Source organism: Gordonia sp. (in: high G+C Gram-positive bacteria) (genome assembly GCF_047600385.1).
Lineage (GTDB): Bacteria > Actinomycetota > Actinomycetes > Mycobacteriales > Mycobacteriaceae > Gordonia.
Genome location: NZ_JASGKZ010000001.1, coordinates 2,647,799 through 2,663,217, shown reverse-complemented (window position 1 = coordinate 2,663,217; position 15,419 = coordinate 2,647,799). Strand labels below are relative to the sequence as shown.

The following is a 15,419-nucleotide window of genomic DNA, read 5'->3' as shown; positions in this document are numbered from 1 at the left end:
CGATGCATGACGAAGACGCGGCCCACCGAGGTCTCCGCCGACGAGTTCCTCGCCGACGTCACCGAGGAACGACGACGCGCCGCCGCCCAGGCAGTCTGCGCACTGATGCGCGAGGTGTCCGGGGTCGAGCCGGTGATGTGGGGTTCGGCGATCGTCGGTTTCGGTGATCGGCCGTACACCACCGCCGACGGCAGAGCGCACGACTGGTTCGCGATCGGCCTCTCCCCGCGGAAGGCCGCGCTCACCCTGTACGGCCTCACCTACGACGGCAGCAACGACGATCTCCTCGGCCGGCTCGGCGCGCACACCGTCGGCAAGGGCTGCCTGTACGTGAAGCGGCTCGACGACGTCGACCGAGCCGTGCTGCGGGAGCTGATCGAACGGGCGTGGAACGTCCATGATCAGCCGATCAGATAGACCAGACCGAGCCCGTCGCGGGCGAGTCCGGCCGTGAAGTCCTGCGCTCGCCTCAGGTAGCCGTTCACCTGGTCGGCAGTCGAGTTCGGGCGGCCGATCTCCTTCGCGGTCGCCTCGTCGATCGGTTTCATCCGCGCGAGGTCGTGAGCGATCGCGGACACCGCGTCGGGGCCGCGGACCGCGGTGTAGGCCTCGCACCACCCCGCTCCCGATCTGCCGACCGTTCCGCGCACCAGTTCGGCGGCCATCCGCGGCCGCGGGTCGTCGTCGGCCGGCGCGAAGAGTCGTTTCAGTTCGCACCAGTATCTGTCGAGGTAGAGCATGCGGGGCCGGTTCCTCGCCGGACCCCGCGCGTCCAGCAGCAGGTCGCCGGAGAGGAACGGCCACGGATCGCGGTGCGCGGGGCCGAGCTGGTCGGGTCGGAGCGGATAGGCGTAGTAGCGGATTCCCATGTGACGACGATCCCGTTCCGGCGTCGTCGCCGACAGACCCGAGCGAGCGATCTGTGGACAGTCGGCGTCGTCCACAGGCCGCTCGGATCGGTCCTTGACCTCAGGTCTCGCGTCGCATAGGGGTGTGCGGGATCCCGTCCTCGACGAACTCCGGGCCGTCGACCGCGTAACCGAATCGTTCGTACATCCCGGTCAGGTGCGACTGGGCGTCGAGGACGCTCGGCCGCTCCCCGATCTCGTCGAGCATCGCCGCCATCAACCGCGTGGTGATCCCGGTCCCCCGCACGGCCTGCGCCGCGCACAGTCTGCCGACGCGGCAGACCGAGCCCCCGGGGAGTTCGTCGTGCAGCAGCCGCGCGGTCGCGACCACCGCGCCGGAGTCGTCGGTGCACCAGAACTGCCGTGTCGCCGGTTCCAGGTCCCGGCCGTCGAGTTCGGGGTACGCGCAGTCCTGTTCGACGACGAAGACGTCCACCCGCAGCCTCAGGATCGCGTAGAGCGTCGCGGGGTCGAGGTCGGCGGTGGCGGCACGGTGAATGGTCGAAGTCACTCACCGATCCTCCCCCATTCCGTCGTAGGCTTCGCCCATGACCGCCGCCCGACTCACCCTTCTCGTCGAACTCGAGGACGTCGAGCCGCCGATCACCCGAACTCTGCAGGTCGACGGGGCCGTCTCCCTGGCCGATCTGCACGTCGCCCTCCAGATCGCCTTCGGCTGGCGAGACCGTCACCCGCATCTGTTCACCGATCGCGAGCGGCCCGGCACCGGTGCCCGTCATTGGGGCGCCCCCGAGCTGCGAACCGTCCTGGACCTCGAAGAACTGCGCTCGGAGGACGACACCACCGTCTCCGAGGCGTTCGCCTCCGACGTCGCGGGCGGCTCGGACGACACCGATCCGCACACCGTTCTCCGGTACGAGTACGACTTCGGCGACGGCTGGCGGCACCGGATCACCGCCGCCGCCCCGACCGCCGCGATCGGGGTGCACCGCAAGGTCGCACTGCTGAACGGGACCGGACGCGGTCCGATCGAGGATTCGGGCGGCCCACGCGGCTACACCGACACGCTCGCCGCGCTCGCCGACCCCGAACACCCCGATCACGCCGAGATCACCGCGTGGACGACATCGGTCGCCGGACCGTGGTTTCCGCCGACTCCCGACTCGTTCGATCCGGAGGCGATCCAGGCCGAGCTGGACATGTACTTCGAGCACGGCGCCGACGAACGCGACCCCTACGACCTGTCCGGGCTGCTCGTCGCCGACGACCTGCGCGAACCGCATCATCTGGCCTCGGATGCGCTGATCGTCGACTTCGCCGCCTCCCTGCCGCCGGCGGCGCGGTCGGAGTTCCGTCGGTACGCGCGTCGTACCGGGCTGCTCGAACCGGCGGAGGTCTCCCCCGAGGTCCGCGAGCGGTTGACGGCGCCGTTCGCCTGGCTGCTCGACGCCGTCGGCACCGACGGCGTGCGACTCTCCGAAACCGGACGGCTGCCGCCTGCCGTCGTGCTCGACGGCATGACGACGCTCGGCATGACGACGCTCGGCCTGCACGACCCGCACTGGGAGGAGAGCACTCGCGAACAGCACCCGGCGCCGATCCGTCGACTGCGCGACGCCGCGACCCGGCTGGGCCTGGTCCGGGTGCTGAACGGGCACCTGGTCCGCACCGGTCACGGCGCGTGCGCCGCCTCCGGTCCCGACGCCCTGTGGGAGGCTCTGACCACGCGGATCCTGGAGAAACTCACCGCGGGCGGCCAGATCGCCGCCACCGCCCTGCTGCTCACCTACGCCGACGGCCGTGCCGCGGACGATCCGGGAGAACAGGACCGCCGCTGGCGCGACGTGGCGTTCGCCCTCCAGACGTGCGGCTGGCGGCTCCGCGGATCGACGGAGGAGTTCGGCGCCCGCGACGTCGCCGACATCGTCCGGCCCGTCGAGGACGTCCTCGTCTCCCTGGGTTCCACTCGGGATACGACGGGCCGGCCACCGTCGATTCGGCTCGATCCGCATCTCGCCGACTTCGCGCGCGCCGTCCTGCACGGCTCGGCCGCGCTCCGATCCGCCACCCACGGACGTCCGCGTCTGCGTCGTTGACCAGACCTGCCCCGGACGCTCGACCGGCTCCGGAGACCTTCCGGAGTCGCTACCAGTCCAGGCCGAGGTCGAGGACGGTGACCGAATGGGTCAGCGCCCCGACGGCCAGGTAGTCCACCCCGGTCCGGGCGTAATCCCTCGCCACGTCCAGCGTGAGCCCGCCCGACGACTCGAGCCTGGTCTCCGGCGAGTGCGCGTCCCGACGCTGCACCGCCATCTGGGTCTCCCACGGCTCGAAGTTGTCGAGCAGGACCAGCTGCGGTTTCAGGGCCAGGACCTCATCGAACTGCGCGAGCGAGTCGACCTCCACCTCCACCGGAAGATCCGGTGCGGCGGCGCGCACCGCTTCGAGAGCCTTGGCCACGCCACCGGCGGCGACGACGTGGTTGTCCTTGATCAGGGCCGCGTCGCCCAGACCCATCCGGTGGTTGACTCCCCCGCCGGCGCGCACCGCGTACTTCTGCAGGAAACGCAGACCCGGCAGCGTCTTGCGGGAATCGCGGATCCGCGCGCCGGTGCCCTCGACCGCGTCCACCCAGGCGGCGGTGGCGGTGGCGATCCCCGACAGGTGGCACAGCAGGTTCAGCGCGGTGCGTTCGGCGGTGAGCAACGACATCGCCGGGGCGCGCAGCGCCAGCACCGTCTGCCCCGGCTCCACGGTGGACCCGTCGGCCAGTTCCTCGGTGACGACGTAGTTGCCGCCGCCGATCACCAGGTCGAACACCGCGCGCACCACCGGGACGCCGGCGATCACGCCGTGCGCCCGGCTGACGATCCGCGCGTCGGCCACGGTGTCGGCGGGCACGGTGGCCAGCGTCGTCATGTCGGGGCCGTAGCGCAGATCCTCGTCGAGCGCGGTGGCGATCACCGCGAGGAGTTCCTCGGTGACGACGAAGTTCAGCTCCGCGCCCGCCTCCTCCTGTCCGACGAACCCAGGCTTGGCGTCGGCGTCGTTCACCGGGTCACTCACCGCTGCCCGGATTTCCGATGGCGATCATCCGCTCGACGCTGAGGCGCGCCCGCTCGGCGACGTCGGGGGCGACGTGCACCTCGTCCTTGCCCTCGGTGAGGCAGCGCAGCAGCGCGGCCGGGGTGATCATCTTCATGTACGGGCAGGCGGCGCGCGAGTTGACCGGCTGGAAGTCGATCTCCGGCGCGGCCTTGCGCAGCTGGTGCAGCATGCCGACCTCGGTGGCCACCAGCACCTGCGTGGCGTGGGTCTCGCGGGCGGCGTCGATCATGCCGCCGGTCGAGAGGATCTTCACCTTCTCCTCGGGCACGAAGCCCTCCCCGGCCAGGTAGAGCGCCGAGGTGGCGCACCCGCACTCGGGGTGGATGAACAGGTCGGCGTCCGGGTGGCTGTCCGACTGCGCGGTGAGCTCGTCGCCGTTGATGCCGGCGTGCACGTGGCATTCGCCCGCCCAGATGTGGATGTTGTCGCGACCGAGTTCACGCTTCACGTGTGCGCCGAGGAACTGGTCCGGCAGGAACAGCACCTCGCGGCTCGGATCGATCGAGGCCACCACGTCGACGGCGTTCGACGACGTGCAGCAGATGTCGGTGAGACCCTTCACCTCGGCGGTGGTGTTGACGTACGACACCACCAGCGCGTCCGGGAACTCGGCCTTCCAGGCGCGCAGTTCGTCGGCGGTGATCGAGTCGGCGAGCGAGCAGCCGGCCCGCTCGTCCGGGATCAGCACGCGCTTCTCCGGGCTGAGGATCTTGGCGGTCTCGGCCATGAAGTGCACGCCGCAGAAGATGATCTCGTCGGCGTCGACCTCGGCGGCGATCCGGGAGAGGGCGAGGGAGTCGCCGCAGTGATCGGCGATGTCCTGGATCGGCGGCAACTGGTAGTTGTGCGCCAGGATCACGGCGTTGCGCGCCTTGGCCAGGCGCTTGATCTCGTCGGCCCACGCCGTCGTCGGCTCCACGCCGCCGTAGGCGGGCGGGATGCCGGTGCGGGGGTCGGGCATGCCCAGGTCGGTCTCGGTACGGGTGATCACACTCGCGGTCATGGCTACCAGCCTTCATCGTGCTTCCCCGGGACGGGCTGGCCCCGGAGAGGGTTTTCGACCATTGATCGAAAACTGTCCCGTCATCGTAACACCGACCACACTCCGACTGTTCCCGGCGGTGCCCCGCGAACGTCGTCCGGGGGCATAGACTCACCGTTCATGTCCCCCTCCAGCGCCGTCGAAGCACTCAGCGCGGTGTTCCAGGTCCGCGAGCCCGACGACGGCGAGGTCGCCCTCCACGTCCTCCTGACCTGGCACGACGACGATTCGTGGGCGCTTCCGGGCGGCCCGGTGGGCGAGCGCGAGACGCTGGCGACCGCGGCCCTGCGCCACCTGGCCGCCGCGTCCGGGCTCACCCGGATCGCCCACCTGGAACAGCTGTCGGTGCTCTCCGACCCCGACCGCGTCCCGGACGTCCGCACCATCGCCTCGACCTACCTGGGCCTGGTCCACCGCGACGTCCCCGCCGATTCGGTGTCGCAGGACGGCGCGCCCGCCACGGCCTGCTGGTTCGACGTCGACCGGCTCCCGACCCTCGCCTACGACCACGCGGACATCGTCGCCCTGGCCCGCGCCCGCATCGCCGCGAAACTCTCGTACACCAATCTCGCCTTCGCGCTGGCGCCGAGCCGGTTCGCGATGTCCGAGCTCTCCGAGATCTACGGCGCCGCCCTCGGCTACCCGGTGGATGCGACCAATCTGCTGCGCGTGCTGTCGCGGCGCGGCGTCGTCGTCTCGACCGGCACGGTGGGGCGCACCGGGCGTCACGGCGGACGCCCGCCCGCGCTCTACACGTTCGCCGACGATCGGCTGGTGGTCACGGACGAGTTCGCGACTCTGCGTCCCCCGCCGTGACCCCGACCGCCGAGGCCGCCGCAGGTGTCGACCGACCCGGACCCTTCGACGCGCCGGTTCACTGCGTTCACCGACGGCTCAGGGAGCGGTAGCCGGGTCGGAGGATTCGGGCTCGTCGTCTGCGGTGTCGGAGGCCCCCGCCGTGCCGATGAAGTAGACCAGGGCCGCCATGCCGGGGGCGCAGGTCAGCAGCAGCCAGGGCGTCGGGAGTCCGGCCAGGGCCGCGTCCGTCAGCCAGAGGCCGCCGGTCATGCGGTACGTCCCGACCGTGTGCGCATCGATCCCGGGGAACCGGGCCGCGGCGATCGACTCGCCCACCTGCATGGCGATGCCCGACGACGATGCCGCGCCGACCACGGCGAAGAGCACGCCCGCCGGTCCGCGGGCCTTCGTCAGCAGAACCCACACCAGCACACCGATCAGCAGGCCGAGCCCGGCCGCGATCAGCCCGAAGACCGCGACGCCGCCGAACAGTCGGGCCGTCTGCGCAGCGCTGAAGGCGACGCCGTCACCGGTCACCTCGACCGTGGCGACCGGGGTCGTGAACGCCCACAGCGTTCCCGCGGCCGCCCCGAGCACCAGCATTCCGACGCCGACCAGCAGGGCCGTCGGATCGAACCGCCGGGACGACGACTCCGCGGCGGCGGCCGGAACGGTCGTCACCGTCGTCCCAGCTCGACCGAGTCGACGGTGCCGTGCCGGGAGCATCGGGCGTCCCAGCCGTCCGGACGCACCTGCACCACCATCCGCCGTCCGCACTGACCGCAGTAGCGCGGCGGCTCCAAGCCGAGCCGGGCGGCCTGCGGGATCGCCTCGGGCGACTGCAGCTCCAGCTCCAGTCCGGTGTACACGCCGTATTTGAGCGGCTGCTCCAGCGGTCCGGGGACCGTGATCATCGACTGTTCTCCTCGCACGTTCTCGACGCTACCGGCTCCGCGTGAGCCTCTTCGCCACGGCTCCTCACTCCGTTCGTCACCGACTCGGGCAGCCGGGCGGGTCCCCGTCCGGCCCGACACGGGGAGAGAAGACGGCCGGGGTCTCGACTCCGCTCGACCAGCGAGGGGGCCGCTCGACCGACGAGCCGCCCCCTCGCTGATCGAGCGGAGCCGAGATCACAGGGTGTCGTTGAGGGCCTTGATCGGCATGCTCAGGTCGTCGAGCAGGTCGAGGTCGGCCTCGGCGGGACGACCCAGCGTCGTCAGGTAGTTGCCGACGATCACCGCGTTGATGCCGCCCAGGATGCCCTGCTTGGCGCCCAGATCGCCGAGGGTGATCTCCCGGCCGCCGGCGAACCGCAGGATGGTGCGCGGCAGAGCCAGGCGGAAGGCGGCCACCGACTTGAGGGCCTCCGACGCCGGGAGCACGTCGAGATCGCCGAACGGGGTGCCCGGGCGCGGGTTGAGGAAGTTCAGCGGTACCTCGTCGGGATTCAGCGTCGCCAGTTCGGCGGCGAACTCGGCGCGCTGCTCGACGGTCTCGCCCATGCCGAGGATGCCGCCGCAGCAGACCTCCATGCCGGCCTCGCGCACCATGGTCAGGGTGCTCCAGCGCTCGTCGTAGGTGTGCGTGGTGACGACGTTCGGGAAGTGGCTGCGCGCGGTCTCCAGGTTGTGGTTGTAGCGGTGCACGCCCATCGCGGCGAGCTCGTCGACCTGCTCCTGCGTCAGCATGCCCAGGCTGCACGCGATCTGGATGTCGACCTCGTTGCGGATGGCTTCGATACCGGCGGCCACCTGGGTCATCAGGCGCTTGTCGGGTCCGCGGACCGCGGCGACGATGCAGAACTCGGTGGCGCCGGTCTTCGCGGTCTGCTTGGCGGCCTCGACCAGCGCGGGGATGTCGATCCAGGCGCTGCGGACCGGCGAGGCGAAAAGGCCCGACTGGCTGCAGAAGTGGCAGTCCTCGGGGCAGCCGCCGGTCTTGAGGGAGATGATGCCCTCCACCTCCACCTCCGGCCCGCACCAGCGCATGCGCACGTCGTGCGCCAGCTCCAGCAGTTCGGTCAGCCGCTCCTCCGGCAGGTGGAGCACCTCGAGGATCTGCTCGTAGCGCAGCCCCTCCCCGCGCTCGAGCACCTGCTCCCGGGCGACGGCGAGGACGTCTTCGCAGGTCTGGTCGGCGACGGCCGCGGGGGCCTCGTCAATGGTGGTCACTGGGTCTCCTTCACACGCGTGAACAGTTCTTCGGATGCGGCCGGCCAGAGCCGGGGACCGCGAAGCCAGGTCGGCGCCGCCGCCTGGAAGTCGGTGGGGTCGTGCGCACCGGCGCCGGCCGGTACGACGGCGACGATCGGCACCCCGGTCAGGCGCGGCAGATCGTCGACGTTGCAGGTCGTCGCCAGATCCGGATCGGTCGGCCACGCGCCGATCACCAGACCGGCCGGCTCGCAGCCCGTGGCGCGGATCGTGTCGACGGTGAGCTCGGTGTGGTTGAGCGTGCCCAGTCCCGGATCGGTCACGACGAGCATCGGTGCGTCGAACGCCGCGGCGACGTCGAGCAGCGTGAGGTCGGGGGCCAGCCGCACCAGGACTCCCCCGGCGCCCTCGACGATCACCAGGTCGGCCTCGCGGCGGAGGTGTTCGACGGTCTCGCAGACCTCGTCGATCCGCAGGTGGGGCGCACCGGCGCGGCGGGCCGCGGTCTCCGGAGCGAGCGGTTCGGCGTAACGCACCACCTCGGCGCACGGCAGTTCCCCGGCCAGCCGCACGACGGCGGCGAGATCGCCGGGTTCGCCGGGGACCAGCCCGGTCTGGGCGGGTTTGCACACCGCGACGCGCAGACCGTCGGCGCGCGCGGCGGCCGCCAGCGCGGCGACCGCGACGGTCTTGCCGACATCGGTGGAGGTGCCGGTCACGACGAGGACGGCGCCGGGGGACGCTTCGACACGACTCGTCACCGCACGATCGGACGCCGTCGGCTCGGCACGCGGAGGGGGACTCGAGCCGGGCACAGCGGATTCGCGGATCATCGGCGAACCCCCACGTGGCGGAGGGCCTCGTCGACGATGCCCGCGACCTCCTCGAGGAGCGACGGCGAGAGGTCCGCGCGCACGGTGACGCGCAGCCTGGACGTCCCGGCCGGCACCGACGGCGGCCGGAAACAGCCGACCAGCACCCCGCGGTCCCGGCAGTACGCGGCCGCGGCGACCGCGGCGACCGGATCGCCGACGATCAGCGACACCACCGCCGACGACGGCCGGTCCGCGCCGACCGCGCGGGCGAACGACGACGCCGAGCGCGCCAGCCGCACCGGCAGCTCCGGATCGTCGCGGAGGATCCGCAGCGCGGCGTGCGCGGCGCCGACCGCCGCCGGGTTCAGCCCGGTGTCGAAGATGAAGGTGCGGGCACGATCGATCAGGTGCGACCGCAGCAACGTGCCGCCGGCGACGATGCCGCCCTGCGCACCCAACGATTTGGAGGCGACCGCGGTCACGACCAGGCCCGGAGCCCCGGCCAGACCGCATTCGGCCACGACACCGCGACCGCCGGGTCCGCGCACGCCGAGGGCGTGCGCCTCGTCGACCAGCAGCGTGGCGCCTGCGTCGTGCGCGGCGCCGTGGAGTCCGGCGATCGGCGCGCACTCCCCGTCGATGCTGTAGATCGAGTCGGTCACCACCAGGGCGCGCCGCTCGGTCCGAGCGGCCAGTTCCCGGCGGACCGCGTCGACGTCGCCCCGCTCCACCACGACGACGCGGGCCCGGGAGAGCCGGCAGCCGTCGATCAGGGAGGCGTGCGTGCCGGTGTCGCTGACGATCAGATCGCCGCGTCCGGCGAGCGCGGTGATCGCCCCGATGTTCGCGAGATAGCCGGAGGAGAAGACCAGGGCCGCTTCGGTGCCGAGGAAGTCGGCGAGGTCGTCCTCGAAGTCGAGGTGCGCCCGGGTGGTCCCCACCACCAGGCGCGACGACGTCGATCCCGCCCCCCACACCCCGACCGCCCGCTGCGCGGCGGCGATCACCTCCGGGTGCCGGGACAGGCCGAGGTAGTCGTTCGATGCCAGGTTCACCTCGGCGGAGTCGCTCTGTCGGGCGAGCGGGTCGCGATGCAGTCCGGCGGCCCGGACCGCGGCGGACTCCTCCGCCAGCCAGGCCAGCGGATCGGCGGTCGAGGCGAGCGTCGATCCGGTCATCGGGCCGCCGCCGGGGTGCGGGTGGTCTCGACTCCGCTCGACCGGAGAGAGGAGCCCGACCCGTCGAGGCTCGCGCGGGCGGCGGCCACCATCCCGGCGGCGATCGTGTCGACGTCGGACTCGGTGCAGACGAACGGCGGCATGGCGTAGATCAGTCTCCCGAACGGTCGCAGCCACACTCCGTGGGCGACGGCGGCGTCGGTCGCGGCGACCATGTCGACGTCGTCGTCCAGTTCGACGACGCCGATCGCGCCGAGGGTCCGGACCTCCCGCACGCCGGGGACGCCCGCCAACACCGCGAGACCGGCCGCGAGCCGCGCCCCGATCATGGCGACCCGTTCCCGCCAGGCGCCGTCGTCGAGCAGGCCGAGTGACGCGCACGCCACCGCGCACGCCAGCGGATTGGCCATGAAGGTGGGGCCGTGCGCCAGACCGCCGGCCTCGCCCTCGCTGATCACCCGCGCGATCCGGTCGGTGGTGAGGGTCGCCGCCAGCGTCAGATAGCCGCCGGTGAGCGCCTTGCCCACGCACATGACGTCGGGGCTGATCTGCGCGTGGTCCACCGCGAACAGCTCGCCGGTACGACCGAATCCGGTGGCGATCTCGTCGCAGATCAGCAGGACGTCGTAGACGTCGCAGAGCCGCCGGAGTTCGACGATCAGCCGCCAGTCGTGGAAGCGCATGCCCCCGGCGCCCTGCACCACCGGTTCGACGATCACCGCGGCGAGTTCGTCGGCGTGGCGCGCGAGGACGGCTTCGATCCGGGCGACGTACGCCGGGTCGTGGTCGCGCGGCGGGGCGTCGACGAAGAGCTGTTCGGCGAGCACCCCGCGCCACATCGCGTGCATGCCGCCGTCCGGGTCGCACACGCTCATCGGTGCGAAGGTGTCGCCGTGGTAGCCGCCGCGCCAGGTGAGCAGGCGCCGCTTCCCGGGCCTGCCGAGGCTGCGCTGGTACTGGATCGCCATCTTCACCGCGACCTCCACCGACACCGATCCGGAGTCGGCGAAGAAGACCTTGGTCAGCGGCTCCGGGGTCATCTCGACGAGTCGCTCGGCCAGCGCGACGGCGGGTTCGTGCGTCAGCCCCCCGAACATCACGTGCGACATCGCGCCGAGCTGCCGGGTCGCCGCCGCGTCGAGGACGGGATGCGCGTACCCGTGGATCGCCGCCCACCAGGAGCTCATGCCGTCGACCAGGGCGGTGCCGTCGGCCAGCACGATCGACGTCCCCGAGCAGGACGCCACCACGCGGGACGGCACCGACGCCGGGAAGCCGCCGTAGGGATGCCAGACGTGCTCGGCATCGAGCCGGGCGATCCGCTCGGAGTCCACGGCGACCTCCTTCCTCGGTGTCGGCCGACGCCGCACCGTCGTTCCCCTGTACGTCGTCCAGGAGTGGTACCTGGACACCGTACAGGAGCTTCCTGAACGACGTACAGGAGTCCGGGTCGGAGGCCCCCGGTGCGTATAGGGTGTGCGCGTGGGCAACACTCGGGCGGACATCCTGCACGCGGCGCGGGCGATCCTGTCCGATCACAGCCTCGCCGACCTGACCATGCGGCGACTGGCCACCGAGGTCGGCGTCCGGCCCAACGCCCTGTACTGGCACTTCCCCAACAAGCAGTCGATGCTCGCCGCCCTGGCCGACGACCTCCTCGCCGACGTCGACACGGCCGCGGATCTGTCCTGGGACGACGGTCTGCGCGCGACGGCCGTCGGCATGAGGGCGGCGCTGCTCGCCGTCCCCGACAGCGCCGAAGTGGTCTCGTCGGCCTGGGCCTCCGGGCTCGCCGAGAACGACCTCGCCGGACGCCTCTCCGCCCGTGCGCTCGACGGCGGTCTCTCCCCCGCCGCCGCCCGCGGGGTCGCCACCGGGATCTGTCAGCTGACCATCGGCCTCACCATCGAGGAGCAGACGCGCTCGCAGATGGAACGCCTCGGGGTGATCGGGCCGTCGGGCCGTGATTTCGAGGCCGAGTTCACCGAGGCGCTCGAGGTGATCCTCGACGGTGCCCGCGCCGCGCGCCGGGCACACGACGTCGGAGCGCCCTGACGCCGAAAGCACACGGACCCGGGGTCGGCGGCATCGGGAGCGATAGAATCTCCCGGTGAGCACCACGCCGATCGAGCCGATCGCGACCTATCGAGTCCAGCTGACACCGGACTTCGCGTTCGCCGAAGTGGTCGGGATCCTCGATCACCTGATCGAACTCGGGATCTCACACCTCTATCTCTCGCCGATCCTCGCCGCCATGCCCGGATCGACGCACGGATACGACTGGGCGCCGCCGCCGCGGATCTCCCCCGAACTCGGCGGCCTGGACGGGTACCGCCTGCTGCGGGCGCATGCGCAGGCCGTCGGCATCGGGATCATCGTCGACATCGTCCCGAATCACGTCGGCGTCGCCGCGCCCCTGGCCAATCCGTGGTGGACCGACGTCCTCCGCCACGGCATGGACTCGCCGTACGCCGAGTACTTCGACATGCATCCCGTGACGGTCGACGACGGTCGGCGGCTCATCACCCTGCCCTACCTCGGCGCCGCCGACGACCTCGACGAACTCCGGCTCGACGACGACAACCTCCGCCTGCACGAATGGGTGCTCCCGACGGCTCCGGGCACCGCCGCCCCCGGCGACGATCCGCTCGAGGTGCACGACCGCCAGCACTACCGCCTGGTCTCCGCCGCCGGCGGTCCCCTCTCGTACCGGCGTTTCCTCGACGTCAGCGAACTCGCCTGCCTCCGGGTGGAGGACCCCGAGGTGTTCGAGGCGACCCACCGCTGGCTCCGTGAGATGGTCGCCGAGGATCTGCTCGACGGAGTCCGCGTCGACCATCTCGACGGGCTGCGCGATCCGATCGGCTACGTCGAACGGCTGCGCGCGCTGATCGGTCCCGAACGCCTGCTCTACGTCGAGAAGGGGCTGGTGATCGGCGAGCAGCTGGATCCGGCGATGCCGGCCGACGGCACCACCGGATACGACCAGCTCCAGCTGATCGAGTCGGTCTTCACCGCCGCCCCCGGGATCATCGAACTCGACGAGATCTACCGCTGGATCACCGGCGTGCACGGCGACGGCGACCAACTCGTCCAGCTCGCCCGGAAGGTGCGCGAGGAGACGCTGCGCAGCAAGTTCACCACCCGGCTGCGCTGGGCCAGCGCCGCGGTCTCCGAGGCGACGCCGTCGATCCCGCTGTACACGGTGGAACAGGCCGTCGCGACCTTCGTGATCTGGTCGTATCTCAGTCGTCCCGACTATCCGTCGCTGCTGCCTCGGGTCCTGGACATCATCGAGGACGCCCGCGCCCACGCCCCCAGCGCCGGGGCCGGCTTCGATTCCCTCGCCGAGGTCTTCCTCGCCGCCGACGAGTACCCGGACGCGGTGTTCCGGGTCAGCGAACTCTGCGCGGTGGTGAGCGCCAAGGCCATCGAGGACATCGGATTCCACCGCACCGCACGGCTGGTCTCCACCCAGGAGGTCGGCTGCAACCCCCGCGAACCGTCCGTGAGCCGACCGGTGTTCCACGAGCGCAATCGGCTGCGGGCGCAGGAGTGGCCGCGGGCCCTCACCGCCTCCTCCACCCACGACACCAAACGCAGCGGCGACGTCCGGGCCCGCATCGCGATCATCGCGCAGGTCCCCCAGCGCTGGAACCTCCTCGTGCACCGGATCTGGGAGCTGTGCCCGCCGCCCCACCAGCGCACCGCCTACCTGCTGCTCCAGAACGTCGTCGGCATCTGGCCCGAATCGGGGCTGCCCGACGCCGAACTCCACGCCCGGCTCTCGACCTACACGGCGAAAGCGATGCGCGACGCGGCGCTGATCACCTCGTGGGCCCGGCACAACGAGGATGCCGAACGCGAGACGCAGGAGTGGCTGGCCGGTCTGCTCACCGGCGTCCCCGCCGCCATCATCTCCGAGTTCGTGGCGCTCATCGCCCCCGCCGGCCGCGACGAGGGACTCGCCCGGACCGCGGTCGCCCTCCTCGGCCCGGGTGTCGCCGACGTCTACCAGGGGTCGCAGTGGTGGGACGACTCCCTCACCGATCCGGACAACCGCAGGCCGGTGGACTATCGGCGCCCCCTCGATCACCCGAAGTTCGTGCTGACCGCCGAGGCCCTCGCCGTCCGGAGGCGCCATGCCGCAGCGTTCGGGCGCGACGGCGAATACCACGAGGTGACGGCTCGTGGAGCACGCGCACGCCACGTCATCGCCTTCGCCCGCGGCCGCCGCGGCGCCGCACCGGACGTCGTCGTCGTCGCCATCCGCATGACCCAGACCTTCCGCCCCGGTCTCGACCGCGAGGAGGCCGAGGTGAATCTGCCGGACGGCCGCTGGCGCGACATCCGCACCGAGGTCGTCCACTGCGGTCGGACCCGTGCCGACCGTCTCCTCGGCGAACGGTCCGTCGGCATCCTCGAACGTCTCGACGACGAGGACGGAAGCAGCCGGTGAACGACTGATCCGGCGAACGACTGATCCCGCGAACGACGGGGGCCGGACCGACATCGCGTCGGTCCGGCCCTCGTCACTTCTTCCGTACGGCGTGCGGCCGGCGGGCTAGCCGGTCGGCTGAGGCGCCTGGGTCAGCTGCGGCGACCCCGACTGCTGTCCGCTCGTCGCCGCCGAGACACCCTGCACCGGGGTCATCTGGCCGACGAGCCACTCGCCGTCCTTCTTCTCCAGGTGCAGTTCGAACAGCAGCATGTCCTTGCCGCCCTCGGGTGCGACGGCGCTGGTGCCCTCCAGCTCTCCGGTCAGGACCGTGGTCGCCTTCGACGACGAGAAGGACTCCACCGTCACGATGCCGATGTCCACCTTGACGTTGGCCATCTTCGCCTGCTTCACCAGCTCGACACTGGACTTGGCCTCCTGGTCGAGCCGTTCGCGCGCCTCCCCGGTGCTCAGCGGAAGCATGACGTCCTTGATCTCCTTCTCGGAGGCGCCCGGCTTCATCATGGTCTCGAAGTAGGTCTTCACATAGTGCGACGACGCCGACTTCGACTCCTCGAAGGCCGAGAGCTGCCGAGACTTCGCGAAGTACTGCCAGCTCAGCAGACCGACGACGACGACCGCCGCCACCGCCAGGAGAGCCACACCCGCCCGCACCAGCATCGCGGTGGTGACGGTGAACTCACCGGATCGCTTCGCCGCGGATGCCGAATCGTCCTTCTCGGCCGAGGCCTTCGCGGCGGCGGGCTTCTTCGCCGCGTTCCCCTTCGCGGCCGGCTTCTTGGCCGACGTCTTCTTCGCGGCGGGCTTCGGGTCGGCGGCCTTCGCCGTCGACACCTCCTCCGTCGCGTCGACGTCCACCGCGTCGGTGTCGTTCTCGGTGACCGCATCGGCCGACTGCGCGTCGGCCGTCGGCTCTTCCTGGTCTCGTGAAGTCGAGTCGGAGCTCATAGGTCCTTCATCATCGTTGTCGTGGGGCCACCGCGCCACTGCCGACCGG

Annotated in this window: 16 protein-coding genes; 5 read left to right on the top strand and 11 right to left on the bottom strand. The window is 71.3% G+C overall.

The genetic code is table 11. The features are described 5' to 3' along the window. Positions 1 to 6 precede the first annotated feature (6 nt). Positions 7 to 417, top strand: coding sequence for a DUF1801 domain-containing protein (locus QM809_RS12040; protein ID WP_415046023.1), 411 nt, complete (start codon positions 7 to 9; stop codon positions 415 to 417). On the opposite strand, the gene QM809_RS12035 is transcribed toward QM809_RS12040, so the two are convergent. Both QM809_RS12035 and QM809_RS12030 read right to left on the bottom strand, forming a co-directional pair. Next, positions 402 to 869 (bottom strand): hypothetical protein, encoded by a 468-nt coding sequence (locus QM809_RS12035; RefSeq protein ID WP_415046022.1) that lies wholly within the window; start codon positions 867 to 869, stop codon positions 402 to 404. The genes QM809_RS12040 and QM809_RS12035 overlap by 16 nt on opposite strands. Positions 870 to 969: 100 nt before the next feature. After that, the gene (locus tag QM809_RS12030) at positions 970 to 1,419 is read right to left on the bottom strand and encodes a GNAT family N-acetyltransferase (protein ID WP_415046021.1); all 450 of its coding nucleotides are present in this window, start codon (positions 1,417 to 1,419) and stop codon (positions 970 to 972) included. Between the two features lie 37 nt (positions 1,420 to 1,456). Here QM809_RS12030 and QM809_RS12025 point away from each other — a divergent pair, with 37 nt between their 5' ends. Continuing rightward, positions 1,457 to 2,965, top strand: a complete 1,509-nt coding sequence (locus QM809_RS12025) for a plasmid pRiA4b ORF-3 family protein (RefSeq protein WP_415046020.1) — start codon at positions 1,457 to 1,459, stop codon at positions 2,963 to 2,965. Between the two features lie 49 nt (positions 2,966 to 3,014). On the opposite strand, the gene nadC is transcribed toward QM809_RS12025, so the two are convergent. Next, positions 3,015 to 3,935: a carboxylating nicotinate-nucleotide diphosphorylase gene (gene nadC / locus QM809_RS12020; protein ID WP_415046019.1), complete on the bottom strand. Its 921-nt coding sequence runs from the start codon at positions 3,933 to 3,935 to the stop codon at positions 3,015 to 3,017. Next, the gene (gene nadA, locus QM809_RS12015) at positions 3,928 to 4,938 is read right to left on the bottom strand and encodes a quinolinate synthase NadA (protein WP_415047072.1); all 1,011 of its coding nucleotides are present in this window, start codon (positions 4,936 to 4,938) and stop codon (positions 3,928 to 3,930) included. Before nadA ends, nadC begins: the two co-directional genes overlap by 8 nt. Positions 4,939 to 5,139: 201 nt before the next feature. Here nadA and QM809_RS12010 point away from each other — a divergent pair, with 201 nt between their 5' ends. Beyond that, positions 5,140 to 5,835, top strand: coding sequence for an NUDIX hydrolase (locus QM809_RS12010; protein WP_415046018.1), 696 nt, complete (start codon positions 5,140 to 5,142; stop codon positions 5,833 to 5,835). A gap of 78 nt (positions 5,836 to 5,913) precedes the next feature. On the opposite strand, the gene QM809_RS12005 is transcribed toward QM809_RS12010, so the two are convergent. The 6 genes from QM809_RS12005 to QM809_RS11980 form a co-directional block, all read right to left on the bottom strand. Beyond that, positions 5,914 to 6,498, bottom strand: coding sequence for a DUF2567 domain-containing protein (locus QM809_RS12005; protein ID WP_415046017.1), 585 nt, complete (start codon positions 6,496 to 6,498; stop codon positions 5,914 to 5,916). After that, positions 6,495 to 6,731 carry a hypothetical protein gene (locus QM809_RS12000; protein WP_415046016.1) on the bottom strand — a complete coding sequence of 79 codons (237 nt, stop codon included), beginning with the start codon at positions 6,729 to 6,731 and terminating at the stop codon, positions 6,495 to 6,497. Before QM809_RS12000 ends, QM809_RS12005 begins: the two co-directional genes overlap by 4 nt. Positions 6,732 to 6,947: 216 nt before the next feature. Further along, positions 6,948 to 7,979 carry a biotin synthase BioB gene (gene bioB / locus QM809_RS11995; RefSeq protein ID WP_415047071.1) on the bottom strand — a complete coding sequence of 344 codons (1,032 nt, stop codon included), beginning with the start codon at positions 7,977 to 7,979 and terminating at the stop codon, positions 6,948 to 6,950. Between the two features lie 5 nt (positions 7,980 to 7,984). Continuing rightward, on the bottom strand, positions 7,985 to 8,731 hold the full coding sequence (gene bioD / locus QM809_RS11990; protein WP_415046015.1) for a dethiobiotin synthase: 747 nt from the start codon (positions 8,729 to 8,731) through the stop codon (positions 7,985 to 7,987). 68 nt (positions 8,732 to 8,799) lie between these two features. After that, a complete protein-coding gene (locus QM809_RS11985; protein ID WP_415046014.1) occupies positions 8,800 to 9,963 on the bottom strand; it encodes an 8-amino-7-oxononanoate synthase in 1,164 nt (387 codons plus the stop codon). Further along, a complete protein-coding gene (locus QM809_RS11980) occupies positions 9,960 to 11,297 on the bottom strand; it encodes an adenosylmethionine--8-amino-7-oxononanoate transaminase (RefSeq protein WP_415046013.1) in 1,338 nt (445 codons plus the stop codon). The genes QM809_RS11985 and QM809_RS11980 overlap by 4 nt, the downstream gene beginning before the upstream one ends. A 148-nt stretch (positions 11,298 to 11,445) precedes the next feature. Here QM809_RS11980 and QM809_RS11975 point away from each other — a divergent pair, with 148 nt between their 5' ends. Together QM809_RS11975 and treY are read left to right on the top strand one after the other, a co-directional pair. Beyond that, entirely contained in the window at positions 11,446 to 12,018 is a 573-nt protein-coding gene (locus tag QM809_RS11975) for a TetR family transcriptional regulator (protein WP_415046012.1), read from the top strand. Between the two features lie 55 nt (positions 12,019 to 12,073). Further along, positions 12,074 to 14,422 (top strand): malto-oligosyltrehalose synthase, encoded by a 2,349-nt coding sequence (gene treY, locus QM809_RS11970; protein ID WP_415046011.1) that lies wholly within the window; start codon positions 12,074 to 12,076, stop codon positions 14,420 to 14,422. A gap of 105 nt (positions 14,423 to 14,527) precedes the next feature. Here the strand turns inward: treY and QM809_RS11965 are convergent, their stop codons facing one another. Then, the gene (locus QM809_RS11965) at positions 14,528 to 15,370 is read right to left on the bottom strand and encodes a hypothetical protein (RefSeq protein WP_415046010.1); all 843 of its coding nucleotides are present in this window, start codon (positions 15,368 to 15,370) and stop codon (positions 14,528 to 14,530) included. Between the last annotated feature and the right edge of the window lie 49 nt (positions 15,371 to 15,419).

Excerpts from the sequence above, each read along its gene's own strand:
- QM809_RS12040 (WP_415046023.1), top strand. The coding sequence starts at position 7 with ATGACGAAGACGCGGCCCACCGAGGTCTCCGCCGACGAGTTCCTCGCC.
- QM809_RS12035 (WP_415046022.1), bottom strand. The coding sequence starts at position 869 with ATGGGAATCCGCTACTACGCCTATCCGCTCCGACCCGACCAGCTCGGC.
- QM809_RS12025 (WP_415046020.1), top strand. The coding sequence starts at position 1,457 with ATGACCGCCGCCCGACTCACCCTTCTCGTCGAACTCGAGGACGTCGAG.
- nadA (WP_415047072.1), bottom strand. The coding sequence starts at position 4,938 with ATGCCCGACCCCCGCACCGGCATCCCGCCCGCCTACGGCGGCGTGGAG.
- QM809_RS12010 (WP_415046018.1), top strand. The coding sequence starts at position 5,140 with ATGTCCCCCTCCAGCGCCGTCGAAGCACTCAGCGCGGTGTTCCAGGTC.
- QM809_RS12000 (WP_415046016.1), bottom strand. The coding sequence starts at position 6,731 with ATGATCACGGTCCCCGGACCGCTGGAGCAGCCGCTCAAATACGGCGTG.
- QM809_RS11985 (WP_415046014.1), bottom strand. The coding sequence starts at position 9,963 with ATGACCGGATCGACGCTCGCCTCGACCGCCGATCCGCTGGCCTGGCTG.
- QM809_RS11965 (WP_415046010.1), bottom strand. The coding sequence starts at position 15,370 with ATGAGCTCCGACTCGACTTCACGAGACCAGGAAGAGCCGACGGCCGAC.